Below are 24276 nucleotides of genomic sequence, written 5' to 3'. Positions count from 1 at the left end.
GATCATGAGCGATGTGGACCTGAGTAAAGAGACGAATTCCACGCAGAACCGGAATACCGACCCCTCGCAGACCCTCAAGGAGCAGATGGCCGATGCCGGCGCCGAGGTGAAGCAGCGCGCCGGCGATGCCCTCCGAGCGTCGACCGATGTCGCCAACGACAAGTTCAAGGAGGCGGCTGATGCCGCCAAAGACGTGGCTTCCGGAACGGTGGACCAGATCGAGGGCCAGGCGCGCGACAAGCAGCGGTCGGGCGCGAACTTCATGGCACGCCTTGCCGGTAACATTCGCGAAGCGGCGCGCGCCTTCGAGAGCGATGCGCCGTTCGCCGCCCGTGGCATGACTTTCGCCGCCGAATATGTCGATGACGCGGCCGATAAAATCCGTGACGGAAGCTTCCGCGACCTCGTCGACGGCGCCACCGATTTTGCGAAGCGGCAGCCGGCCGCGTTTCTGGGGATCTCGGTCCTTGCCGGTTTCGCGGCAGTCCGTTTCCTGAGGGCGTCGGGCGGGCGGTCTTCATCCTCGAAACGGCGCGAACAATCGTCATCCTCGCAGCAAAGCAACGTGTCATGAGCATCCAGAACGATATCAAAACGAGTCAGAACGATCTTCGAACCATCTCGACATTGCTCGGCGATGCGCTGTCGCAGTTCGCCAAGCTGTTCCAGAACGAGGTGGATCTCGCCAAGGCCGAATTCGGCGAAAAAGTTCAGAAGGTCGGCGGCGCGCTGGTCTTCATCGTTGGCGGCGCCGTCCTTGTGATCCCAGCCCTGGTGATGGCGCTGTTCGCCTTATCGGCGGCAATGATTGGGGCAGGGTGGTCACAGCCGCTCTCCTATTTGACGTCGGCGATCATGGCCGTGATGATCGCGGCCGTACTGTTCGCGATCGGCATCAACCGGCTAGATGCCCGCAACCTGGTGCCACGGGAGACCATTCGGCAACTCGATAAGGACAAGGACACCGTGAAGGGGATGGTGAGATGAGCAGCACGCAGGCGGGCTTTTTCGACAGTCTGGTGACCGCGGTGCGGGAAAATCCCCTCGCCGCAGCACTTATCGGAGGCGGTGCGTTCTGGCTGTTGGCTGGCGACGAGAAGCTGAAGAGCGCGGCGCGATCGGCGACCGCGGCGGCTTCGCCGATCGTCGATCTCGGCGTGCGCAATGTTCGCGCGGCCGCCTCCGAGCTCCAACGGACCGCCGCGCCACCGACCGCGCCTGAAACGGATCACGACGACGCTACGGGCTTCGGTGAAACCGTACGCGAGGCCAGTAGCGCGGCTTCAGACGCCATGTCGGGAGCGGCCGACGACATCAAGGGCCGGTTCGACGAAGGTATCGCCTATGCGCGCGAGAACCTCGGCATGCCTGGAAAAGAAGCTCTCACGAAAGCGCAATCATCGTTGGCCGACGTGCTTGACCGGCAACCGCTCGTCCTTGGCGCCGTGGGCTTGGCAATCGGTGCGGCCATCGCGGGTGCGTTCCGGACTTTCGATCTCGAGAACGAATGGGTGGGCGAGCTCAGCGACGATATCAAGGCTGATTTGAACACGCGCGCCGACGCGGTATCGCAAAGCCTACGCGAAGCCTCCGATACGTTGAAGGTCGAGCTCGGCGACGTCGGCACAGAGGCCGTCGATCGGGTGAAGCAGGCTGGCATCGATGCTGCGGATGCTGCACGGGAAAAGGTGAAGTCGCCATAAAGGAGGCGGTTCCAAGCCTCATAAGCTGCGGATTCGCCTAGGACGATGGCCTCACCGTCAATCACGAACTGCTTCTGGCGGTTCTTCAGCGCGGCCTTCACAATCCAAGGGAAGCGCTTCGTCCAGTCATGGCCGCCCTTCGTGATCAGCCGGACGCGGTCTCCGTCGCGCTCGACGCGCAGGCGGTAGCCATCGTACTTGATCTCGTGGAACCACTCCGGGCCGGCCGGAACCAACTTTCCAACGGTCGGCAGGCAGAACTCGAATTTAGGCATGACCGGCACATGGGTATGTGTTGCCGGTTTTGCGAATCCGCAGCAGAGGCCCCGATGTGGCGCTTCTCCGGGGCCTCGGGTTCTCGGCCTGGAGAGGACCGAGGAGTTACTTCAAACTCCCATCGACGACGGCGTCAAGTCTCGGGAAAAAGCGGAAATTGTCTCGCCGGGATTCACATGGTTTATTTTCGGACCGGAGCGTCGTTTGGGATGATCCGAGCAACAGGGCAGCTAATTTTCATTTCGTATTTTTTCAGCCCTAGAACGACGACCGTTGCTTCCTGGCGAGCGGCTCGGCGATCCAGCTTGGCCCCAGCATGATCCGGATGCTGGGGTCTCTTTTATGAGTAGGAACGAAGCGCAAGCATTGGCATTGGTCGCCCTGTTCAGTGCCGCACCGCTACAGGCACCCAGACGCCCAGCTACACACTGGCCCCAGCTTCACCGCTGGGCCCTTCCTTATTACGCCGTCCAGACAGGACACTTGCTGGGGCCGTTTTCTGTTAGAGGCCGCCAATTGGGGCAGCCTACACAGGCCTAATTTTCGTTTTCAGCTTACGATCGATCAGCATCTCGGCCCGGCGCTTTGCTAGTTCTGCCAATCGTGTGCGCACGGTATGGCGGGTCGTTTCTCCGCCGATCTCAATGATGATCTCGAACTGATCATCATATAGGCGTTTTACCTCGAACGTGACGCCCCTGTGGGTGAAGGTGCTTGGCATACGCAGGGGATAGCAAATCGATGTGCGGTCCTTGCACCGGGATGCTACGGGAAATTGTCCCACTGTAGGAATGGAGCCATGCAAGGCCGCTTGCGGAGGTGGCCTTAATCTCCCGCGTCGCTGGTTAGCGGACTTCCTAGGTCGAGGCCTTCATGGTCCGCTCGACCTCATCAGCTAGCTCCCGGTGGTGGGCCGCCAGCTTGGCAAACAGTTCTTTCTGTCGGATTGGTCGCCAGCTTGCTGATCAGCTCGCACTCCTCCGCTTCGACGCGCTTCTGTAAGTGCGCGCCTGCATGTCCTTCATTTTGGGCTCCCGATGCCGAGATGTTATCACGGTTCCTGCCGACAGAATCTTGGAGAAAGTGGCAATTGCATAAGGGCGTGCTAACGTTGGTTCGTCGGGTCCGCACCCGACTATCCCGCTGGCCTCAGCGCCGGCCTTAAGGCCCCCAAAGGTGCTGGGGCCTTTTCTATGGCTGCTAGGAACGAACGTAGCTGAAGCTTGTTCGTCTGTCATCCGAATGCAGCTCTCACCATCCCGCCGACCAAACCGCATTCGGACAGTGTGCGTGGAAAGCCGATGGCCCCAGCGTGCTCCCAAGCGCTGGGGCCGTCTCTTCACTTCAGGACACCCAATGCCGGCGCACTTCTCCGGGCTCCATGTTGAGCGCTAGGACGTATTCTGCGGCGAGCTGTCGCTGATGAGGCTAACAACCCATCCTTCCGGGATGATTAGGAACAGGCAAGCGCGAGGGCGGTTATCGGCAGGTCCGCATGCTTTCCCCCGAGGCATCGGACACCATGGAGCCACGAACCCCAGCGACGCGACCGCTGGGGTTTCTCTGACCCCGGTCACGCGAACAGGTCTTGCCGGCCTGCGGCGTACTCCACGTCAGCCCAATACTCAGCCGGCGTCGCCTTGTCCTGTTAGATCATAGAAGGCATCTGGATCTAGGGGTGCAGAAGAGAAAGCAGGCGCTGGCGAAGCCTCTCGCGATCAAGCTGTACTTCGCGCATTACCGCAAGCTCGGCTTCAATCTTGCTCGTGTCCTCATTCAGCCGCCTACATTCGATGAGCTGCGCTTCTTTCTCCGCCAGCCGCCTTTCTCCTTCGACTGTCGCGAATTCAATCTGCCTTAACTCGTCAATGATCGGCTCTTTGTACATCTCGTTGCGATGGCTGAACCGTGCGTCATGCTCGTTTGTCTTGCAATCTCCAAACGGCTCAACAACGCTTCAAGTTCCTAATGAGCCTAGCGATAGCGGGAACGACCGCAAGCGCTGCACCTGATGTGCGCCGAGTTTTCAGGCGAGTCCCAATCCAGGCAGATCGGCGAGCTTCAGCCGGCCGTTGTGCTGGCACCCGACGCAGAACATGAGCACTGTCTTCCGCCGTTGCGATCGACGGGGCCGGACAGTAGCGGAGATGACGAGCGGGCTTGCGGCGCCAGGGCATGCGCCAATGATCGCGAATATCTCGCGCCGAGTGAAGCCGCTAGAGTTCGCGACCGCGATGCGCAGTTATCGCTAGCGATTGGTCAAGTGGCGGCGTCCTTTTCAGTCGAGGGGCCGCCTAGCTTTTTCATGATCCATTCCATGGCTGGATTAGGATAGCGAGAGTCCGTCGAATTGACATCCATTCGAGTGGCTGGGTTGAACGTCAGTTCATAGAACGCCGTTGCCGCTATCCCTTGCTCTAGCTCTGGTGCCTGCTTCTTGAAGCCCTCGACCGATGAGGCCACGGAGAATTTGTAAGCGTAATGCTGACGCAGTCTAAACAAGCGTTCATGACGGGCGCCGGCAAAACGAACTAACCAATGCCAAGAACCCCAGCCCAAGCGCTCCGCGGGCATATCGAAAATGGTCGCGTCGGGCTAAGCGGCTGGCGGATGATCTCGAGCTTACACCCAAGCTTGAGCACTATGAGATGGCTCAAAAGTGCTATCGAGGTGCGCAGCATGGCATCGGTTTAGTGCGGGCCAGAGATCTCTCCGAACTTGCTGTAAAATCGATGGCCTCCATGGCTTTTGAGGGGGCGGCCTTGGGCGACGCCAAGGCGCAGTATCGCCTGCGCGACGAGAAGCAGATCGTCGCATGGTCCGTCGCGTTCGATCTCATATTGCTTGCTGGTAACCCGGTTGCCGCCTCAGCGTTGAATCGAGGAGGGCGATCACCGCAGGCCACTGATCCGGCTTTGGAGGCCATCGCAAAACACCAGCAGGCGGACGCGGACCACAATGCAGCCATCACGGCGACCGACGCCGAATATCGCTCTGAGGCCTATTGGCAGGCCGACGACCATCAAGGAGCATGCTGCCATGCGGAGGCCGATGCAGGTTGGGATCTGGCCTGGACAATTCCGACGACATTGGGCGGCGTTGCTGCGGTTCTCGAGTACTTGAAGCAGTACGAAGACAAGGGCGAGGAATGGCCCGACAGTGACTGCATCGGTCGGGAGGGCTGGCATTATCAGCTACGGCAGATGATGGCCGCTGCAGCCGTCAACTTAGCCTAGCGTGAAGGCGAGGCGCCCGCCGGTTCACGCCGGCGGGTTTTCCCCTGGCTCAATTTCCATCGTTTCCGGTGTTCGACGGTGGCGCGCGCTATGTTCGGCCATGGCTTTCACCGCCTCATCTTCGTCGGCGCAAAAAGCGATGCTTCGCCGATCGGCAAACACGAGCCACTGACGAAGGCCAACTTCCCTGATGACGTACTCGGTCATTTTCGAGCGTCCCGCAGCGAGTGGGCTGCATCTTATGCAAACGACGTTGCTGTTCCATTAATCAGAAGCCGGCCCAGACGGTGAGCGCGGGCGGCGGCCTGGATCTGATCAAAAAGTACGCCGCCGGGCTTGAATGCAGCATCCCGGCGGCGGTCTTCCAGCTGGCCCTGCGATCCCAGCAACACTGCGGTAGCAGGGCGGTCACACACGCGAGTGATGCAGATCAATCTGCCCGCCGGATGATCCTACCGACGGGCTTTTGCGCGAAATCACCAGCGGCGATAACCGCCGTGATAGCCGTAACCCCTATGATAACCGTAGCCCCTGTGCACGTATCCGTAGCGACGGACGCCGTAGCCACGATAGCCGTAACCGTAGCCGTACGGCCTGTAGACGGGCGCCGTGCGGACACAGCCGTTCGGGCCGCAGACTACGGCGACGTTCTCGATGTTTGAAGCGGGAGAAAGTGTCGCGAGCGGCATCGCTGACGCGCTTCCTGCCGCAGCAAGGCCGCCGAGCGCAGCAAGTCCAACAAGTGCAAATTTAAGCTTCATGGTTTCCTCTCGTGGAATCTAAGGCACCCCACACTGTAGGAAGTTGAACGTGAATGCTGGATGAGCAGGCCAGCCGTTTTTGCGTGATGAAAATGCGGCATGCTTGTGCTCTGCGCGGGGGTGTCCCCAAGCGGTCCCCTAGGAGTATCCGGAACGATGAGGGCGCCAAGGTCAGACTAGCTAAATGCGACAACGAGCAGGCCCGAGCACAACAGCACAAGGCAGGTCGCGATTAGCGCGAGGAACCCATCGGACACGAAGTCATGATTACGCATGACACACCTCCCTGTCGCGGAAGGAAGCTGGTCCGAATTTATTAAAGATTTCGGAATCGAGTTTTTGAAGGGCGGGCAACTACTGTCTTTGCTGCCCAACTTCACGAAAGCCGTGTGGATCATCGAAATAGTCCCAAGAAAAGACGCCGCCGGTCTCAAAAATACACGCCCGGCGGCGTTTCCTTCCTGAACCGGGGGCCCTGAAATCCCCAGCGCAGAGTCAACCGCAGAACCTGTGGCCTCGGTGATCGGCCGAAGGGCACTTCTTGTTACGCACTGTGATGTTGCGAGAGGAGCAGGAACAAGTGGCAATGTCGGGAATCTTACACAGGCTCCCGCGATAGGTTGCCCCCGACCGGGAGTTTAAACGGCCTTGGCGTTCCCCGCGCCAGGGCCGCTATCGTTGTTGTGCGGCATCGCCATCCTCAGGAACAAGTGGTCGGGCCAATGAGTCCCTTCATTGCTCCCGGAGACAGGTGGCGCGCTCGACCGGGAGTCTGGAATGGCGGCCTCGGCGCGCCGCGTCGGGGCCGTTCGTGTTTGTGGGCTGGACTGTGGGCTAATTTCGGTAGCTTAGATTAATTGTATTGTTTTCAACAGCTTAGGTGTGTATTGATCGGCTGATGCCGCAGCGGCGCCGACTACCGCAACAACTGTTTCCTTGGCCAGTCCAGATGCCGAGCTGATCGACCTGGGGAGCCGGTTCGTCGAAATATCGCGGCTTCGGGATGCCGCGAACGATGAAACGGGCCGCCTGGTTGAGATCGCCCGCCGGTCATACCCGCCCGGGACCTATCGGGACGCGTGTCTGCGCGGCGAGGAGGCGCGCAGCGCGTACAATGCAGCTATAGCCGACGCTAACGAGCAGTCGGGCTTAGCAGCGGCGCAAGAGGCGTTTGATGGCGCCATGGATCAGTTGTGCGCGCACTACGCCCGCATGATCGCAATGCGCCCGACGACGATCGACCATCGCTTCGGCGGTATTCCATTTCGAGTGGGATAGGGTCGAATACGCCGAGGGGGCCATCGAAGACGCAGCGCTCGCCGTGCTGGTCGCCGGCCTACTCGATAAGTCACTTCCGGATCATCTGCCAGTGTCGAGGCGGAAGAGTGCGAACTAATCAGCAAGCTCGCGACCAACGCGGCAAAGAAAGCGCTGTTCGCCAAACTGGCAGCGCATCACCGAGCACTCGCTGACGAAGTCGCGCGCGCAATGATTCCTGCGAGAGTACGCGCAGCGCACCGCCTTGCGAGGCGGCAATCCCCACAGGGCGAAAGCCTACTCTCGGGCCGCCGACAGCCTGGCGGCTCTTGCCGTCCCGCTGGACGTGCTCATCGCCGAGGATCGTCTTACGGAGATCCCGGGCGTCGGCAATGCGATCGCCGACATCATCACCAAGCTTCAGAAGACGGGCAGTCATCCCAGCCTCGAAAAGCTGCGGAAGGAGATCCCCACCTTCGCTTTCGCAGAGCTTAAGACGATGCCCGATGCGATCCGGCAAGGTCGGCAGGTGATGCCGCCGCAGAAGGCTTCGACCGCGCTGGTCTCGGCGGCGGCAGAACCGACGCCGGAAATGCAAACTGTCTTCATGCTGCGCTCTGCGTGGTTTCGTGACGAGCATGGGCAACGGAAGTTCGCGGGCCAATACGAAGATGCGACCATGCCGATCGCAGCGGCACTCCGTGCCCTGGACCAATGCATCGCGGTCGACGTGACCGATCCGCGCCGCGCACAGCTCTGTGGCGTGCGCGGCGGGGACTTCAATCCGCAGGCGGCTGATGTGATCGATCTCGACACCATCGAGGAGCCGATGAGCGCGACGCCCGTCGAGCTCGATCGGGTGCTGCGCGATGCCGTCTTCACCGTGATCGACCGCAGCGCAGATGCGCGCACGATCCAGATTGAGGTGCCGCGCCTGTGACCGCGAAAACCGCACCTCCCGGCTGGGCCATCGCATCGAAACGCGTATCGACGGCTACATCGCAGCGCGGGGAGACCGCATCCCGGTCGCCGTGGCGAAGATGATCGCCCGCGCTACGTGGCAGCCGGGGCACGGCGCCGTCGCAGCTAGCGGAATCCGATTCCCTCAACGTGTCGCAGGTCTGAAGCCGGACGACCAGGATGCGGCGCGGCATACGGCTACAATAAACGTGGTCCGGATCGTGCCGACGGCTCGGGAGATCGCCCAGGCCGGGACCGTTGCGGATTGGCCGGCATTGTTCGGGCATCAACAGCGCGACGGCGCGACAAAGCGGGTTGAGGAGCGCCGATGATCACCTTGCCGATTACACGAAGCCGATCCGGATTCAGCTGAAGTCTGAGGCCAGCCGTTGCTAGGCTGCAGCGCTCGGTGCCCGCCGCGGTCGAGAGCGCTCTCTGGATGCCTGATGGAGGCATAGCGACGACTGCCAAGGCGGTTCAATGCGACCTGGTCCTCCATGCAAGGGGGATGGTTCGTGGTTGGGTCTGAAACGGCCACAGCAGCGGTCGAACTGGCCTTGGTGCGCATTCGCTCGTTGGCAGCCATGGCATGGCACGACCAGCTAAAACGGCAACACCGGGAATAGGAACAATCCCTTAACCGGTCGGTTGATCGTCTGTTCAGTGCCGACCGTCATCGGCGTTGAACAAGGGATGACGTAGAAAACTTGGTCTCGGCACTTAACCGTCTCGTGCTGAGGCCTTCCTTTGCGCGAAGCGATGCGATTTGAGAGAAAGCTGTATGACGCCTAATGAACGCCGTGACATGCCATGGATTATTGGGGCTGCTGCTTTGGCTTTTGTCTTGTCGATCGTTGCCGGCGGCATGACGTACTTCCGGTAGCGGCCGGTCGGTTAGCCCGGGCGAGTATCGGGACCATTCACGAGTTGCCTCTCTAGCTCGGAAGCGCGACTTTCCAAGTCATTCATCTCGAGCCGGATTTTGAGAGCTAAATCCGTGTCCTTGCTTTGCTTAGCCAGGGCGAGATCCGTCTCTAACTCGCTCAGGTCCATCAAAATCTTCCCCAATTCCACGCTCGTCGCATAGGTCGGATCATCTTCAAGGTGGCTGTATCGGCTCCCGACCGCTGTACGAGATCGAGCCTCCTCATCGCGTTCGCGGTCGCCGATTGCGGAGAGAGCGCTTTGCGGGCTAGCGTTCTCGTGACGTTCATCGGCGATATGTTGTCTTTGGCTATCGCGCTCACGCCGGGTTTTCCTCGCCAGCAGGTAAACGACCATCACAGTGGCTAGGCCGATAACGATCGCAATGGCTGGACCGATGACGCTCATTTGTTACACCCTTATCCTTCTCCACAGGTCCAGACCACGAACTGACTTTCGACGCAGCCGATATTTGCTCGCAAATCAGCTTGAGTGAATAGATGCGCCCGCGGCACAGCCGCGGAGGGTTTACCGCGCGTTTTCAAATGAGCACGCCAGAAGACGTTCCAAAGAAGAGAGAAACAGATGGCGCACGGGATCAAAATCGGCTGCCGCAAGAAAGGCACGCCGAACAAGTTTTCAGGGCAGCTGAGCGCTGACCGAACCGGCGCGGTATCGCCAGGCGCGACCGTCCCGCCGGCCCGCACCACGCCAAGCACCCCGGATTTGAACGGAGGGTCAGTTTCCGCCGACGAGAGCATGTGCCGCTTAAGGCCGGCTCGGAAGCGGTCCATGAGGACGCACGGCGTCTGGAGGCCAGTCAGCTCTATGATCGCCGTGGGTCCGAGCTTGATGAGGGACCCGAGCGGCATTCGCTCAAGGTCCAGGCCGGCAATATGTTCTCGGCGAGATCGCCCGCGCCGACGTCGAAGCCAGCTTCGAGAAGGGATGCGAAGATTTCGGATTGGATCAGATGGACCTGTCGGAGATTGGGTAGGCGGGGCTGGCGGCGGGAGAGATAGCGGTGCCGGACGAACGCCGGCGTGGGCGTCGCCTTCGACGCCGTGACCTTCCACCAGGACTATGCAGTCCTGCGTCGGTTTGCTGAAGTGGTGCCCGCGGTCAGCCGCGACCGCCACCACCGTTCCTTCGAGCGAGTGGTCTTGTGCCAATGGCATTAGGCGACGCGGAAGAGCGAGCGCCGCCTCTGGCCGAGGTAGCGCGTGATCTCGGGAAGCGTCATCGCGTTCAGGACCCTGTCCGGCGGCACACCGCCTTTGCGCGCCATCTCTACACCCCAATGCATGTGATTGAGTTCAGGCGCCGAGTGCGCGTCCGGATTGATGCTCATCATGCAGCCGAACTCGAGCGCCGCCTCATGCCAACGCCAGTCTAGGTCAAGCCGCCATGGGTGGGCGTTGGTCTCGACGGCCACGTCATGCTTCACACATGCCTGCAACACTTTCTCAACGTCGATTTCGTAGCCTGGCCGCCGCTGGATTTGCCGTCCGGTCATGTGGCGATGATAGTGGTTTGAGGATGCGAGATGGCCCGGAGCATGCGCTGCGTCTGGGCCTTGTCGGTTCAATTTGAACCGGCCGCGAATGCTCGCGACCACGAAGTCGAATCGCTCCAGCACGTCGTCGGCATTGTCGAGCGACCCGTCGGCAAGAATGTCGGACTCGATTCCTTTGAGGATCCGGAAATCCTTGCCGAATCGCTTGTTCAGCCGGTCGGCTTCCCTGTGCTGCTGCGCGATCTCCTCGACAGAAAGACCGCCAGCATAGTGGCCGCACGTGGAATTGAGCATCAGCCGAACGCCAGCTCAGGCGGACGGCGTCCATCACCGAGGTCGGACAATTCCTGCGGCCTTCCGTCATGGAACCTGAAAAGATGGCTAGGGAAGGGCCGTGATGCGGTTCTTTGTTCCGCATTGTGTTGACGTTCTGAACGAAATTTTGTGCCCCCACCGTACCCGCTCGAAAGGGAACTCACCGCTGGGACCCTGCGTTGGCCAAGTGTACTTCTACAGCCGCCGGGGGCCGTCAAGAAAGTCGAGCTACTGACGCCGGCCTGCCTCCTTCCGGGATGTGGCATCCGCACTTTTGTCAGGGAGCATCGATGATCGAAGCTGACGACCTCGCAAGCGCGCCCGATGAAATCAGCGCGGCCCAGTGGCGTCAGATCGTCAATGGCGCGACTGATACGGCCATCATCAGCGCCGATGAACGCGGACTCGTTACCAGCTGGAATACCGGCGCGAGCCGGATCCTTGGCTGGAGCGAACCCGAAATGCTCGGCAAGTCCTTGGACCGGATCTTTGCCGCAGACGCTGGCCAGGCGCAGTTGCGCAAAGAAATGGAAGATGCGACCGCGCACGGTAGGGGCGGCGGCGAGGAAGGCTGGCGCCTCCGCAAAGACGGGAGCCGTTTCTGGGCGGTGGGCGAACTGAGCCCGATCCGCGAGGGCGGAAAGATCGTCGGTTTCGTCAAGATCCTGCGCGACCGCACGATCCAGCGGGAGGCCGAGGAGATGATCCGTGAAGAGCGGCATTCGCTCGAAGTGCTCAATCGTGCCGGATCGGCCCTTGCCCTCGAGACTGATCTCCAGCGCCTGGTGCAAATCGTAACGGATGCGGGCGTCGAACTCAGCGGTGCCGAGTTTGGGGCGTTTTTCTACAACCTCACCAACGAGGCCGGCGAAAGCTACATGCTCTACACGCTTTCGGGAGCGCCGCTGGAGGCATTTTCGAAGTTTCCGATGCCGCGAAATACCGAAGTGTTCGCGCCGACCTTCAACGGCGAGGGCATCGTGCGCTCCGACGATATCACCAAGGATCCCCGCTATGGCAAGAATGCGCCGCGTCGAGGCATGCCCGAAGGCCATCTGCCCGTCCGGAGCTATCTCGCCGTTCCCGTGATTTCGCGGACGGGGGATGTGATCGGAGGCCTGTTCTTTGGCCACGGCAAGCCTAGCGTCTTTTCGGAGCGCTCCGAGCGGGGCCTCTCGGGGCTCGCCGCCGAAGCGGCCGTGGCAATCGACAATGTCCGTCTTTCGCAGGCGTCGCACCGCGAAATCGCAGAACGCAAGCGCGCCCAGGAGGCGCTCGTCGAGTTGAATGCCACGCTGGAAAAGCAGGTGATCGAGCGCACCGAACAGCTTAAGCGCAACGAGGAGGCGCTGCGGCAGTCCCAAAAGATGGAAGCGGTGGGGCAGTTGACGGGTGGGGTCGCCCACGACTTCAACAACCTTCTCCAGGTGATCATGGGAAATCTCGACACGTTGCAGCGTAATGTTCCTTCGGATTCCGCGCATCTGCAGCGCGCCGTGCGTCACGCGATGAATGGCGCCCAACGGGCGGCCTCGCTTACCCAGCGCCTTCTCGCGTTCTCGCGCCGCCAGCCCCTCGATCCCAAGCCGATCGACGTGAACGTTCTGGTCAACGGCCTTTCCGAGATGGTCCATCGCACGCTCGGCGAGACGATCGCCGTGGAGACCGTGCTCGGCGCCGGGTTGTGGCGCGTGGAAGCCGACCCCAATGAGCTCGAGGCTGCCATCCTCAATCTCGCCGTCAACGCTCGCGATGCCATGCCAAATGGGGGAAGGCTGACACTTGAGACCGGTAACGCCCACATCGACGAAGCCTATGTCGCGGCACATAGGGAAGTGGTGGCGGGCCAGTACGTCGTCATATCGGTCACCGACACCGGCGTTGGCATGGACCGGCAGACCGTGGCGCAAGCGTTCGAGCCCTTCTTCACGACGAAACCCGTCGGCAAAGGCACGGGACTTGGGCTGAGCCAAGTGTATGGCTTCGTCAAGCAGTCGGGCGGTCATGTGAAGATTTATTCGGAACTTGGGCAGGGCACCACCGTCAAAATTTACCTGCCTCGTCTATTAGGTGACTCGTCGGATGACACCACACCTGATGAGACGCTCAATCCGGAGGCGACCCAGGAAGAGACCATTCTCGTCGTCGAGGATGACGCCGACGTCAGAGCCTACTCTGTCGACAGCCTCCGCGAGCTCGGCTATCGCGTGCTGGAGGCCCATGATGGGCCGGCTGCTCTGCGGATTCTAGACCGGCAACCCCGAGTGGATCTCCTGTTTACAGACGTGGTCCTTCCGGGCGGTATGACGGGCGCGCAGGTCGCCGCTCAAGCCAGAGCCATCCGCCCCTCCTTGAAGGTGCTGTTCACTACCGGATATGCCCGCAACTCGATCATTCATCACGGCCGGCTCGATAAGGGCGTGCAATTGATCGTCAAGCCCTTCAGCTTCAATGAACTGGCCGCCAAGGTACGCGACGTGATGGATCAAGTCGAAAACTGAGCGATGGGGCGCGCAGCAGAACGAGTTGGCTTTTCTGCCGTGACACGTCAAGGATGATCATCGGCATCGAGCATTGGCCGTGGCGCCACCGATCGGGTCAAGTCAGCGCGGCGGCCGACGCTCGCGGGCGAGCCAGCCCACCGCATCTGACTTCACGGGGTCAACCTCGATCGTAACCTTTTCCGTCCTGCCGCAGGTAGAGCACTCGAACGTGCGCTCCTCGAATCCCCGCTCGCCGGAAGAGATACGCGACAGCGCGAGCCCGTGCTTGCACACCGGGCACATCGGACGATCGTTTAGGGACTCCATGCGACTGGCCTCGAAGGCAACATCGCAGGCGCTGCGGAGGACGGTTCGACTCTTACGCCTGGAGGAGGCCGCCGCCTTTGGCTATCCTCGCGAGCGCTAGTTCTGAATAGCGGGCCGTGAGACCTTTGGCTATCCGCGACAGGCGCCGTAGTTCAACGGCGGGCGACGGTCCCTGCAGTTCAATGGGGCAGGACGATTATCGTTCCTTCGACCTGGCCCGATCGCCGCTGAAACCGTCGACGTCCCGCCGACGTTGCTTTCAGGAGGTGGGTCGCAACGAGATTGCTCCGATGCTGGGGGGGCGTCGACAGCGGTCCGCAACACAGCGGGTCAATTGTGCGGGAATCGGCGGGCGGCTGCATCAAGGAAAAGCCGGAATTGTCGGCCGCCCTGCGTCTGCAATTGGAGCGGCTCCCGAAAACCGAAGCCCCCTGACTCGGCCCCCTCGGCTCGCCGATCTGTGGTTCACGCGGTAGCCGCCGCCCGCCCGGCGTCGGTGATGCGATACTCGATATCTCCGGATGGAAGTGGTTCGGTTTCCACGTGACCCGGCTCCACGAGCCGCGCCAGATTTCGTGGTCGAACGTCGGCGGGCTGACCAAGGATTCGCCGGGGAGCTTCCTCAGAAAATCGCGCTCCAGATCGGTCAGCTCCATCTTCGCGCTCCTCTGCGATCTCTTCCGGGCGACGCTGCGGGACCCGGTCGGCGCAAGAAGGACTCGATTCCGGAACCCGGCGCGGTTCACCTGCAGTTCAGGCCGGAACACCTAGTCTGTCATGGGGCGTTGCAGAAAGAGGGCCGTGATGGGTGCACCCGAGACTTTCGATGCCATGGCCATCGTCGTCGATTTGCTCGACGCGTGCCGGGACCGGCGAATGTCCGATCTGCTCGGCCTGTACGACGAAGACACCACCGTGGAATGCTGCGAAGGCGGGAGGTTCGAGGGCAGGCGGGCATTGCGTTCCTATTGGACACTGAGGTTGGCGGATCAGCCTCCCGGCCCCTTCCAGATCGAGGCGATCGTGCCGGAAGACGGCGGCATCTACCTCGAGTACCGCGATGCAGGGGGACGGCTGTTCCGGACGCGCCTCCGCTTGAACGCCGCCGGCAAGATCGTGCACTCGACCTGCAATCCGCTGGTCACCAACGATGAGGCGTTTACGGTTTGATGCCGTGACGACTGTCCGTTCGCGGCGGCCTAAGCCGACCGCTCCAGCTGCCGCCGTTGTCGATTGCGCCGTCGCCCCTCGCGTCTGCTTGGTCGCTGTGCCGGGATCGCGCGTTCGAGCAGGCGTGGCGGAGGCGCGGTCAGTGCATCGGGCTGCGGCGGCGCGGATACAGCTGAGACCTCCGGCGCGACCGGCTGGGGGGCCGACGATTCCGCAACACTGAGGATCTCGCGGCCGGCGTCGGTGAGCTGCCAGCCCGTTTCGTCCCGCAGCACCAAGCGCGGCCCGAGGTCCAGCATCCTCACGAAGGTCCCGCTTTCGTGATACTCGAGCCAGCCCCGATCCCTCCAAGCCAGCCCAATACTCAGCCGGCGTCGCCTTGTCCTGGTAGAGCATCGGATAGTTGATCTTTTCGATGCAGATCCGGCCGATCCTGGATCGGCTCGAAGGCCCGAGCGTGCTCCATGATCCTGCGCGCGGCTTTTTCGGATTCGGAGTAGGGGCGGTCGCCAACGTGTTTCATTGCTATGAATTTAGAGAGTTAGAAACGGCCGCAGCAACCTTTGGGGGCCAAGAGGCAGTCGCTGGGGCCGCTGTCTCGGCCGGTTCGCTCCGGCCGACTCGCGAATGAAACCGTGTCAGCTTTGCACGAGCAGAGCAATTGCAACGATTGCGAAAGGGCAAAGCCCCAAAAGGACGATGCCTACGCGGACGAATGTTTCGGCCATGGCACACCCCGACAGTGCAGCATTTGTCACATAGCTTAAGCCCGGGCGTCTCTCGCTGAAAGCGCAATTTATGCCGGATGCACGTAGCCCGAATAGGCTATAAAACCGCACGTCCAAAGCGCTCCTCGCAGACGCTAGGACCTATTGTTTTAATGTCTCGGGTTCAAATCGGCGGAGGGCCGCCGACTCGGCCCCAAGGGGCTGCATGGAACTTCCGCCGCCAAAGCCACTAATAGCGAGCCAGATTGGCAGGCCCCCTACCTTCGAGATGCTTGTCGATTGTCCGTTTCGCTGCAGCGATCGCTTCCTGGGTACGTTGATAGGTCATTGTTCTGATCGTTTGTCCGCCAGCGATCGGCGTCGCTTCCACCAAGAACCCGCCGCCGGGTTGCTCGATAATCACCAATCGGTGCGCTAGATATTCAAGTTCGTCCGTCACGTTGGTGATCTCGTTCTGGATTTCGGAACAAGCGGGTAGGCCCGGAATGTTCCAAATGTCGAGGTCGGTCTTCCGGGCGCAGCAAGCTCTGCGTTGGTGTCAGCGCTCTCACAACTCGATGGCGGCCGCTTCCGGCTTTAGGTGGAGGGCGCGACGCCGCCCGCTTAAAATACACACGGACCGTTGGCTCTAGCCCCAGGATGTAAAGTGCAAAATCCTGACGAGTTGATGACTGCGGCGGTACGTAAATGTTTCTTACCTAAGAAGGAGTAGGCTCTGGGCTTGACCGACGCCTCGGGTCGAAGCTGGCACTGAAGCGCTAGCCGTCGTGGGATTGAAGGTCGCACGCGACGCAAAACAAGCCGCTAGGAATTCGCCATTCCGCGCAGGTACGCAATCCGTGGGTCAAGGCGCGCCGCCGGTCAATGAAAGAGTTTTTCGAGCTCTACGAGAATATGCATATGATCCTTCGTGGTAACCGTCATCGCGCGCTGCGACCGTGTTGGATCTTGTCGGGGTTGACTGGCGAAATGGTGATCACGATTGCGGGTTGGACCACGCAGACAATGGACACCGCCCGACATTGCCGGGTGGGTGGCCGCGGGTCGATGCTGAACTCATCGGGCTCGCTGCGAAGTTTGAGCCGTTAGTGCGCGAATACTACGCGCGGCATGTAGAATGGGCGCGGTTGCACACGAAGATGCATGAAGAAATGGACGAGCGGTTTGGTGAGGGTGCGCCGATCGATGTGTGGGATAAAGCAAATAACAGATCTCTGACCGAAAAAGGCAGGTTCTTTGAGGAGGCCCGCGACAGGCTGGGTATTACGGAGATTTGCGAGCATCGGCGGACTGAAGGCAAAAGCACTCGTTGCATTCTGGCACGCCAGTCCGCTTTGTGCGGGTGATGGCGAGTTCTACTTTCAAGACGAAGCCGCCTTTCAGAGTCTGTTCCAGTCGCTGAGTTCTGTGGGCTTGCGGGTAGTGATCGGGCCACGGGGTATGCAATGCCCGAGTGGCCGAACGTCGAGCAGCAAGATGAAGACGACGAGGCGGTCTGAAACGGGCTAGCTCGCGCTGGCTCAAGAAAAAGACGCCGCCGGTCTCAAAAATACACGCCCGGCGGCGTTTCCTTCCTGAACTGGGACGCTGAAATTCCCAGCACCAAGCAAACTGCAGGGGCTGTGCCACGGGCCGATGACGCATCAAGTGCGCGTGATATGTGAGACCGTTCACACGCGATCATCGCGAGTCGGCCTAACGCACCGATGGGTGGCAACTCGGTGTCGGAGAATCATGATGCCGTTTTTCAGCAGCCAAAGCTTGGCGTCAGCAGCCGCCGCTTCAGTGCTCAGTATTCTCGTCGTGGGAGCGCTCGCCTTTTCGGCCGTTGGTTATGTGGAGTGGTCATCGGGCGTTAATCTGACCCATTTCATGGGCCGGACTGCCGCGGATGCCTCAACGCCGGTTCTACCGCTCAAGGGGCGAACAGGTTGCGAGCAGGGCAATAGGCCGCTGCCCGCGCTTTCTCTACCGCTCGAATGACGCCGACCTAAAGCGACAGCGCCGAATGTCCCTAGGAGACTAAACCGCCAGACGGGCAGGCAGGGCCTCATCGCCTGCTGGCGACGTGCATCGGCGAATTTGTGCCTGGCTCGGGCGCCCCCATAGTTGCCCATATGGCAATGCCTATGGCGAGCGCTAACAGCACGGTCTTTGTAGCAATCTTGTCGCCAGACATCTTGAGACGCCTCTCATGCGTCAGCGCGGCAAATCTCAAAAACTACGCCGCCGGGCCCGAAATGGTTTGTCCCGGCGGCGCCCTGTCATTCCCAGCGCTAGGGCCCTGAAATTCCCAACGTCACTTGCTTAGCAGGTACCCGGAGTGACGGCTGTTGCCTAACTCACACAAGGTCCAAAAGAGGAGCCGACGCTCAGGGCCGGTGCGCCAGCTCCTCCGAAACGTGACCGTGCTGCGTCCCCAACGGTCCCGTCCCTCAGAGAAGCCTGCGCCGATCACGTTGCTGATTTGCTAACGCCTCGGGAACAAGTGGGAATGCGAAGAGTCAATTCGTTGCTCCCGCGATCAGGTGCCCCCCCGACCGGGAGTTCAGTGGCGACCCTGGTGCCCCCAGCGCCGGGGTCGCTTGTAGCGTCCCCCCGAGGCCCTCGGCAAGTGCGCTGCGACGTCGAGTGCAATTCAGGCTGCCGCGGATGTACCGGCATTCTGCCTGAACCGAGGTGGCTCTTGCTCACCGGCGCCCGCGCCCCCAGCAGACGAAACGACGGCCTCAGCGATCCCTAAGCTGGGGCCGTTTTCGCGTTTTGTGTGTAGAATTGGCCGCGGGCGCGGAAGACACGCCATCGGGGCCCGGGCTATTGCGGCGAACAGGGAGGCGATTGGGGAGCGTTTGTCGTCGACCAGATGGGCTTACAGGCACCTGCGGGATTGCTTGCCATCCACACCAACATGCCCGCCACCGTTCCAGCCGACGTCGACAAGGCCTTCAAGGCCGGCAACCCACGGCCGTCCAGTCTCTCCGCAGAGGAACGACGCGCCTATGAACAGCTGGTCAGAACTCTGGCGCGAACATGCTCACCGGAGGTCACCCATGAAAAGATTGGAGGCGATGCGCCAGTTTTCGGCGTAGCTCGAGTGGTAGGCTTTAGCCCACGAGCGATGGGAGTGCTGTGGTCACCATTGTCAATTGGGGATTGGAGGACGTTTCATTAGTGCTCGACCAAATGCGCCGATCATTGCTGCCGCCTCATGATCTCCACGATCATCGAGAATGCGATGAAGCGTGCTCGCACTTTCTTGGAATACGGGCAAAAGCGATGGGTCACGTTCGCACAAGACACCTGCGATACACAGTGCAAGGGCCTCCACACCCATCTTCGCTTGAGCTAACGGATCTGCTGCCATCTTTTCCTGCCTTCATCGACAGTTTATTCGTACACTGCGCGGTCCCGGGCTCAGTTTTTGTGATGACGCTCGCTCCGGGAGGTGATCAGGCCCTTCAATTCCTCGACAAGACGCCGCCTGATGAAGCTGCGTTCTGCGTCAGTCAGTTGAGTGTCCAACAGCTTTCGGTATCGCCGTACATTTGCTTCGCGAGTCCACCGAGCATCCGCGCGGGATACTTTCAACGGCCGATGCCGCTTCGTCGCAGCATGTCGTTCGGAATCGCAAACGGCGCGCACCGGCTTGCTCAACCGAGGCAGCTGCATCGCCATTCCGCCGCGCGGCGGCGGATCATCCTCGTCGTCCAGCCGCTTCAGGGCCGCGAGGATGTCGGCAAGGCGCAACCGATGTGGAATGCCAGGGATCTCCCGCAGGGTCGGTTGCGATTCGATGACGTACATATCCGATGCCCAGGACGATAGGATGACGCGCTTCTCGTCCGTCGAGAGCCGCGCGTCATTCAATACATCGCCGGGTGAATTGTAGTGGGATACTGAATGAAATAGCGACTCATTGATGTTGGCATTGCGATTGACATGGCTCATGTCGTGCCTCCTGTTTCTCCTTTCGCCCAGAGACGCGTTGCTGAAGGCTTGGATATAGAGGTCGGCGACGGTCGTGCGCCGCCGACCTCTGGCCTTAGTTGCTGTTGATCACGATACGCTTGACGTTCGACCGTGACTGCTCGGACCTCGGTAGCGTCACGGTGAGGACGCCGTTCTTGAAGTCGGCCTTCGCCCTATCTTCCTCGACGCCATCAAGCGGAATCTGGCGCTCGAAAGAGCCGTAATATCGCTCGCTGACGAACTTGGAATCGTCGCTGCGTTCTGCTTTCCTTTCACCCCGGATTGACAGGATGCCATTGGCAATTTCAACCTGGACATCCTTTTCGCTGAGGCCTGGAAGCTCGGCGGAAACCGTAACCTCCTTGTCGGTTTCATTCAGTTCAAGGCGTGGCCAACTAAACTGGCCCTCCATCAACGGAGCGTTGATGCGACCGAATGAGCCGAAGCCGCGAAAGGCGTCATCGAACAGACGGTTCATCTCACGGTGAAGCGTGAGAAACGGATCGAATGCCTCTCGTCCGGTTGAGAGTTCTTGCCCTTTGCCCCAGGGAACGAGATCCCGAATACCCATGATATCCTCCTTAACTTGACATGCAGCTGGTCAGCGCACGGACGGGTACCGTCCGTGCGTGTTTTGGCCCAATAGGAAGCGGGCTCAGGCCGCCTTCTGCGTGATTTGTCCGCCAGGAGCGCCACTTCCGATGGCAATACGCCGAGGCTTCATGGCCTCGGGGATTTCGCGCACGAGCTCGATCCGCAGCAGACCGTTCTCGACCATTGCCGATTTGACCTGCACGTGGTCGGCGAGGCTGAACTGTCGCTTGAACGGACGCGCCGAGATACCCTGATAGAGGTATTCGTGCTGGTCCTTGTCGCCCTTGCGGCCTTCCACGGTCAGCACGTTCTGCTCAGCCGTCACCGAAATCTCGTCCTGGTTGAAGCCGGCCAGTGCGACCGAGATCTGGTAACGGTCCTCTCCGAGCCGCTCGATATTGTAGGGCGGGTAGTTGTCTTCGGACCGTTGCTGGGTTTCGTCGAGAAGATCGATGAGGCGGTCGAATCCAATACTCGAACGCCACAGGGGAGCGAAATCGTATGTCCTCATAGCCAAGTCCTCCAGAGAGCAAGATGGATACGAAGGAGCGCAAGACGATCGGTGCAAGACACCTGTCCGGCGCCCTGGTTGCTTTGCCGAGCCCAACCCGGCGCCCGGCACCGCCCGTAAGCGGCAAAAATCCAATTAGAAAAGCGGCGATCAGTTTCAAGAGCGTTCGCAAAAATTTTTTGGCTTGGTTTTAGTCGGGTTATTCCGGCCCGCGCACCGGAACCGAGTTCGGGCAGTTGGCTCGCGAGGGCACGCCGGCCATCTGCGCCGGGTCGGGAGACCGCTCAATGCTGAATCTCGCGCGGGAACGGAGAAGTTTGCACTTTGTCCCCGGGCGTGCCAGTCCCATTGCGGTATTTCCATTTGCTCTGGGGCCGGCTGCCGTGCAAAGGCTCACCACGAAGGCACGCGTCATGTGAGATCCGTTGCGCAGCCGGCGCGGAAGCCTAGCTTGCAACTGACCTGTCAGAATTTCAGCCGGCCAATCCGGGCAATTCGCTCCGCAGGCCAGTCATAATGAAGTTCACGCCTATCGCCGCTACAATGAGCGCCATGGTGCGGGTCATAACGTTGATCCCCGTTTTTCCCAGGAACCGCTCAATCGCCGCCGCCGTCCAGAGTGTCAATCCGATCAGGAATGTTGCGATGATTGACGCCGCAGCAAGCAGCGCCTTCGAAAGCCAACCAGGATTATCATTGGAAAGGGTGATCATGATGCCGACTTCGGCTGGTCCGACGAGCAAAGGGAATGCAAACGGTGTTATCGCCATTCCATGGATATCTACCTCGCTGCTGTCAACTCCGCTGGATTGCAAGAATTTCCCATACTGTGCCTGAAACATCTCGAGCGCGATGACCAGTGCGAGCAACCCGCCCGCGATACGAAAGTCATCGAGGCCGACATTGAAGAAGCCGAGGATCTGCTTGCCGAGGACCGCGGCCCCCACAAAGAAAACCGCAACCGCCGTGCATGCCAAGACGATGATACGATGGATATTTGCGCTTCGCGCCTGCCGCGTGATCGCAAGAAAGACTGGAATGGCTCCGACCGGATTCGTCAGCGCATAGAGCAGCATCGTGATTCCGACGAACTGATTCCAAAGCATAGTCGCAGCCCACCTTGGACAGCTGAACGCCGCCGCCCTCAATCCTTTTCGATGGTAATTTGTGACTCAGCTGCGAGGCCAGCCAGTGAACTCACTATTGTACGACGCAAAACGTCATCTGGAATGTCGGCGGATTTACACACGATAATGCGTGGCGCCTCGCTACGACCGGCCCAGACCAGGCTGTATTTGTGAATTAAACCGCCCGACTTGATGCTTTCAAGGGCCTCGGTAAGTAAATCGTGAAGCTGTGCCGTCATGATGGAGCCCGCAGTTAGGTGCCCGACGTCTCCAATTCAGTCATTTCCAATTCGCAACATCGCGCGAGCGAGCTCGAGCTCACTGATTGCCTGGCGCAATGCCGGCGGGCCGCACTCTTGTCGCCGTTCGCACAGGCTGCGCTCAATTCAGCAAGGTGTCGACGCGCCGTGTCCGCGTGCGCCACAAGATCCGCAGCCCCTGCAAAGCTGGATCCCCGTTTCGGGTCCATGGTCAAATTGTCTCCGAGGACCTTTCGGCAAGCTGAAGCTTGGCCACAACAGACGATAGGAGCAGAGTCAGCCATTTCAAGGGTTCTTGGCTGTGGTCGCAGCCCGGAAGGCTTGTGATTGTAGAGCCGACCGCCTCGAGATCATCGTTACGAAGCAGCGAAGCGAGCCCACTGACTCGTCAGGGGTATTCTGTGACCCCGCAGCACAGCTATGCGCTCGACTTGGTCGCGACGATCACGCGGCTGCAGGCATCGTTGCCGACCAAGCTGGCGGTGCGCTGCCCTCTGGGTGCCGAACCGCGCGATCGCGACCAACATCTCCAAGCCGGTGCAATGCGACATGATGCCGATCAAGCGGGCAGGTGGGTGGTACGAGGCGCCGGGCGCGACGATGGAGCGGGCGGTTCGGCGCGACGATGCTTTGGCATGATTATCTTCTGCGGAGATGGCGAGATCAGGCAGCGTGACAAATGCATAGCGAAAGTGTCATTAGGAGACGAATGAGTATTTTGAACCGTTTGAGTATTTTTGAATGAAAACAATTATTTACGCGAGTAACGTGGGATATAGAAGCCCGCCGCTGCCCCTAGTATTTATTCCTCATCACCGCACGGCTTTGGGGTAAGCGGCAAGCTGAGGCCGTCAGGCTGCGTGGTTCCATGGCATAAGCGCGTCGATTTGGCTGCTCGGCCAGCCGTTGGCGATACGCTGAAGTGTTAAGGCGAGCCAGGCGAATGGATCGACGTTGTTCATTTTCGCCGTCTGCAGCAGTGTCGCGATGGTCGCCCAGGTTCGTCCGCCGCCGTCGCTGCCAGCGAAGAGGCTATTCTTTCTCGTGATTGTTAGTGGCCTGATGGCGCGTTCGACGATGTTGGAGTCGAGCTCGATACGTCCATCGGTCAGGAAGCGTTCGAAGATGGCACGGCGCGAGACGGCATAGCGGATCGCCTCGGCCAATTTTGATTTGCCGGAGATCCGCCGCAAGGTCTGCTGCCAGAGATCGAAGAGATCTGCGACGATCGCCGCGGTGGCTTGCTGGCGGGCGGCAACGCGAGCGTCGGGGCTTTGACCGCGCACGGTTTTCTCGACCTGCCAGAGCCTTGCCATCCGCTCGACCGTCGCCGTTGCCACTTCTGAGCTCCCTGCAACATGCAGCTCGTAGAACTTGCGTCTGCAGTGTGACCAGCAGCCAGCCAATGTGATGCCATCATTGCCGCGATCGGATCGCGCGAGCTTGTTATAGGCGGCATAACCATCCACCTGCAGGATGCCGCGATAACCATTGAGGTGGCGGACCGCGCATTCGCCGGCGCGGCTGTCTTCGAAGCGATAAGCCACCATCGGCGGACCGTTGCGGCCAAAGGTTCGGTCATCTCGGGCATAGGCCCATAAGTAGGCCGTCTTGGTCGATCCGGAGCCCGGAGCGAGCGTCGGCAAAGTGGTTTCGTCGGCAAAGACCCGTTCGGCCTTCTTGACCTCGCTGAAGATGTAGTCGGCAATGATCTCGAGCTCGAAGCCGAGCTTGCCCATCCATTGCGCCATCAGCTGGCGGTCGAGCTCGACATGATCGCGGGCGTAGATGGCCTCCTGCCGGTAGAGCGGTAGACCATCGGCATATTTGGCGACGGCGATGTGGGCCAGAAGCGCTTCAGTCGGAATGCCTCCTTCGATGATGTGGGCCGGGGCCGGCGCCTGGATCACACCGTCCGCGTTCTTGAAGGCATACTTGGGACGGCGCGTGACGATCACCCGGAACTTCGCCGGCACCACATCCAGGCGCTCCGACACGTCCTCGCCGATCAGCACCTTCTGCTTGCCGGCATGCTCCGCCAGCTCTTGCGGCTCAATGACGGTTTCGATCCGTTCCAGATGGGGCGCAAAGCCCTTGCGCCGACGCGGTGCACGCTTGCCATCCGCCTGCGCACGGCCCTTGCTGACCTGGGCCTTGAT

At 60.5% G+C, this 24276-nt stretch carries 23 protein-coding genes and 4 pseudogenes; 14 read left to right on the top strand and 13 right to left on the bottom strand.

Annotation, left to right across the window (positions count from 1 at the left end; all coding sequences use genetic code 11):
- The first annotated feature begins 4 nt into the window (after nt 1-4).
- Genes ACZBJS_RS33290 through ACZBJS_RS33280 form a run of 3 tightly spaced genes read left to right on the top strand, consistent with a single transcriptional unit; the run spans nt 5 to nt 1703 of the window.
- A complete protein-coding gene (locus ACZBJS_RS33290; RefSeq protein WP_141340627.1) occupies nt 5-574 on the top strand; it encodes a hypothetical protein in 570 nt (189 codons plus the stop codon).
- On the top strand, nt 571-987 hold the full coding sequence (locus tag ACZBJS_RS33285) for a phage holin family protein (protein WP_141340626.1): 417 nt from the start codon (nt 571-573) through the stop codon (nt 985-987). Before ACZBJS_RS33290 ends, ACZBJS_RS33285 begins: the two co-directional genes overlap by 4 nt.
- Nucleotides 984-1703: a hypothetical protein gene (locus ACZBJS_RS33280; protein WP_316398742.1), complete on the top strand. Its 720-nt coding sequence runs from the start codon at nt 984-986 to the stop codon at nt 1701-1703. Before ACZBJS_RS33285 ends, ACZBJS_RS33280 begins: the two co-directional genes overlap by 4 nt.
- Before the next feature lie 50 nt (nt 1704-1753).
- Here ACZBJS_RS33280 and ACZBJS_RS33275 read toward each other — a convergent pair.
- A pseudogene (locus tag ACZBJS_RS33275) lies at nt 1754-1978 on the bottom strand (ATP-dependent DNA ligase); the annotation flags it as partial.
- Between the two features lie 1679 nt (nt 1979-3657).
- On the opposite strand from ACZBJS_RS33275, the gene ACZBJS_RS33270 reads away from it, so the two are divergent.
- Together ACZBJS_RS33270 and ACZBJS_RS33265 are read left to right on the top strand one after the other, a co-directional pair.
- Nucleotides 3658-3840: a hypothetical protein gene (locus tag ACZBJS_RS33270; protein ID WP_158074179.1), complete on the top strand. Its 183-nt coding sequence runs from the start codon at nt 3658-3660 to the stop codon at nt 3838-3840.
- Nucleotides 3841-4741: 901 nt separating this feature from the next.
- Nucleotides 4742-5215, top strand: a complete 474-nt coding sequence (locus tag ACZBJS_RS33265; RefSeq protein WP_316398743.1) for a hypothetical protein — start codon at nt 4742-4744, stop codon at nt 5213-5215.
- Between the two features lie 24 nt (nt 5216-5239).
- Here ACZBJS_RS33265 and ACZBJS_RS33260 read toward each other — a convergent pair whose 3' ends face one another.
- Nucleotides 5240-5422 carry a hypothetical protein gene (locus tag ACZBJS_RS33260; protein WP_076826811.1) on the bottom strand — a complete coding sequence of 61 codons (183 nt, stop codon included), beginning with the start codon at nt 5420-5422 and terminating at the stop codon, nt 5240-5242.
- A 269-nt stretch (nt 5423-5691) separates the two neighbouring features.
- The gene (locus ACZBJS_RS33255) at nt 5692-5976 is read right to left on the bottom strand and encodes a hypothetical protein (RefSeq protein WP_316398744.1); all 285 of its coding nucleotides are present in this window, start codon (nt 5974-5976) and stop codon (nt 5692-5694) included.
- 273 nt (nt 5977-6249) lie between these two features.
- Between ACZBJS_RS33255 and ACZBJS_RS33250 the strand changes: the two genes are divergently transcribed.
- The 3 genes and pseudogenes from ACZBJS_RS33250 to ACZBJS_RS33240 form a co-directional block, all read left to right on the top strand.
- Nucleotides 6250-6441: a hypothetical protein gene (locus ACZBJS_RS33250; protein WP_253638711.1), complete on the top strand. Its 192-nt coding sequence runs from the start codon at nt 6250-6252 to the stop codon at nt 6439-6441.
- A 471-nt stretch (nt 6442-6912) separates the two neighbouring features.
- A complete protein-coding gene (locus ACZBJS_RS33245) occupies nt 6913-7254 on the top strand; it encodes a hypothetical protein (RefSeq protein WP_316399202.1) in 342 nt (113 codons plus the stop codon).
- A gap of 217 nt (nt 7255-7471) precedes the next feature.
- A pseudogene (locus ACZBJS_RS33240) lies at nt 7472-7705 on the top strand (DNA polymerase/3'-5' exonuclease PolX); the annotation flags it as partial.
- A 1382-nt stretch (nt 7706-9087) separates the two neighbouring features.
- Here the strand turns inward: ACZBJS_RS33240 and ACZBJS_RS33235 are convergent.
- Both ACZBJS_RS33235 and ACZBJS_RS33230 read right to left on the bottom strand, forming a co-directional pair.
- Nucleotides 9088-9525 carry a hypothetical protein gene (locus ACZBJS_RS33235; protein ID WP_316399204.1) on the bottom strand — a complete coding sequence of 146 codons (438 nt, stop codon included), beginning with the start codon at nt 9523-9525 and terminating at the stop codon, nt 9088-9090.
- 769 nt (nt 9526-10294) lie between these two features.
- Nucleotides 10295-10921: pseudogene (locus ACZBJS_RS33230) on the bottom strand (PHP domain-containing protein); the annotation flags it as partial.
- Nucleotides 10922-11238: 317 nt separating this feature from the next.
- Between ACZBJS_RS33230 and ACZBJS_RS33225 the strand changes: the two are divergent.
- Nucleotides 11239-13449 (top strand): ATP-binding protein, encoded by a 2211-nt coding sequence (locus ACZBJS_RS33225; RefSeq protein WP_316399206.1) that lies wholly within the window; start codon nt 11239-11241, stop codon nt 13447-13449.
- A gap of 488 nt (nt 13450-13937) precedes the next feature.
- Here ACZBJS_RS33225 and ACZBJS_RS33220 read toward each other — a convergent pair whose 3' ends face one another.
- Nucleotides 13938-14414 (bottom strand): hypothetical protein, encoded by a 477-nt coding sequence (locus tag ACZBJS_RS33220; RefSeq protein ID WP_316399208.1) that lies wholly within the window; start codon nt 14412-14414, stop codon nt 13938-13940.
- Nucleotides 14415-14562: 148 nt separating this feature from the next.
- On the opposite strand from ACZBJS_RS33220, the gene ACZBJS_RS33215 reads away from it, so the two are divergent.
- The gene (locus ACZBJS_RS33215; protein ID WP_253589123.1) at nt 14563-14928 is read left to right on the top strand and encodes a nuclear transport factor 2-like protein; all 366 of its coding nucleotides are present in this window, start codon (nt 14563-14565) and stop codon (nt 14926-14928) included.
- A 957-nt stretch (nt 14929-15885) separates the two neighbouring features.
- Here the strand turns inward: ACZBJS_RS33215 and ACZBJS_RS33210 are convergent.
- Entirely contained in the window at nt 15886-16095 is a 210-nt protein-coding gene (locus ACZBJS_RS33210) for a hypothetical protein (RefSeq protein WP_156436216.1), read from the bottom strand.
- A gap of 550 nt (nt 16096-16645) precedes the next feature.
- Here ACZBJS_RS33210 and ACZBJS_RS33205 point away from each other — a divergent pair.
- From ACZBJS_RS33205 to ACZBJS_RS33195, 3 genes and pseudogenes are all read left to right on the top strand, one after another.
- Nucleotides 16646-17002, top strand: coding sequence for a hypothetical protein (locus ACZBJS_RS33205; protein ID WP_092088757.1), 357 nt, complete (start codon nt 16646-16648; stop codon nt 17000-17002).
- A 388-nt stretch (nt 17003-17390) separates the two neighbouring features.
- Nucleotides 17391-17639, top strand: a complete 249-nt coding sequence (locus ACZBJS_RS33200) for a hypothetical protein (RefSeq protein ID WP_456828002.1) — start codon at nt 17391-17393, stop codon at nt 17637-17639.
- Between the two features lie 844 nt (nt 17640-18483).
- Nucleotides 18484-18675, top strand: a pseudogene (locus tag ACZBJS_RS33195) (epoxide hydrolase); the annotation flags it as partial.
- Between the two features lie 395 nt (nt 18676-19070).
- Here ACZBJS_RS33195 and ACZBJS_RS33190 read toward each other — a convergent pair.
- The 3 genes from ACZBJS_RS33190 to ACZBJS_RS33180 all read right to left on the bottom strand — a co-directional run bounded on the left by ACZBJS_RS33190 (nt 19071) and on the right by ACZBJS_RS33180 (nt 20730).
- Nucleotides 19071-19604 (bottom strand): hypothetical protein, encoded by a 534-nt coding sequence (locus ACZBJS_RS33190; protein ID WP_253589125.1) that lies wholly within the window; start codon nt 19602-19604, stop codon nt 19071-19073.
- 94 nt (nt 19605-19698) lie between these two features.
- Entirely contained in the window at nt 19699-20196 is a 498-nt protein-coding gene (locus ACZBJS_RS33185) for an Hsp20/alpha crystallin family protein (protein ID WP_253589126.1), read from the bottom strand.
- Nucleotides 20197-20280: 84 nt separating this feature from the next.
- Nucleotides 20281-20730: an Hsp20 family protein gene (locus tag ACZBJS_RS33180; protein WP_253589127.1), complete on the bottom strand. Its 450-nt coding sequence runs from the start codon at nt 20728-20730 to the stop codon at nt 20281-20283.
- A gap of 23 nt (nt 20731-20753) precedes the next feature.
- Here ACZBJS_RS33180 and ACZBJS_RS33175 point away from each other — a divergent pair, with 23 nt between their 5' ends.
- Complete coding sequence (locus ACZBJS_RS33175; protein ID WP_316399212.1) at nt 20754-20924, top strand: hypothetical protein; 171 nt, start codon at nt 20754-20756, stop codon at nt 20922-20924.
- A 279-nt stretch (nt 20925-21203) separates the two neighbouring features.
- Here the strand turns inward: ACZBJS_RS33175 and ACZBJS_RS33170 are convergent, their stop codons facing one another.
- From ACZBJS_RS33170 to tnpC, 3 genes are all read right to left on the bottom strand, one after another.
- Nucleotides 21204-21836: a MarC family protein gene (locus ACZBJS_RS33170; protein WP_301322286.1), complete on the bottom strand. Its 633-nt coding sequence runs from the start codon at nt 21834-21836 to the stop codon at nt 21204-21206.
- A 38-nt stretch (nt 21837-21874) separates the two neighbouring features.
- Nucleotides 21875-22096: a hypothetical protein gene (locus tag ACZBJS_RS33165; RefSeq protein WP_092088749.1), complete on the bottom strand. Its 222-nt coding sequence runs from the start codon at nt 22094-22096 to the stop codon at nt 21875-21877.
- A gap of 872 nt (nt 22097-22968) precedes the next feature.
- A partial coding sequence (tnpC, locus tag ACZBJS_RS33160) for an IS66 family transposase (protein WP_463439789.1) occupies nt 22969-24276 on the bottom strand: 1308 nt, incomplete at its 5' end.

The sequence above is a fragment of the Bradyrhizobium sp. KZN70725 genome, assembly GCF_055264925.1.
Note: the sequence above shows the minus strand (reverse complement) of the source record. Positions and strands in the feature narration are given on the sequence as shown.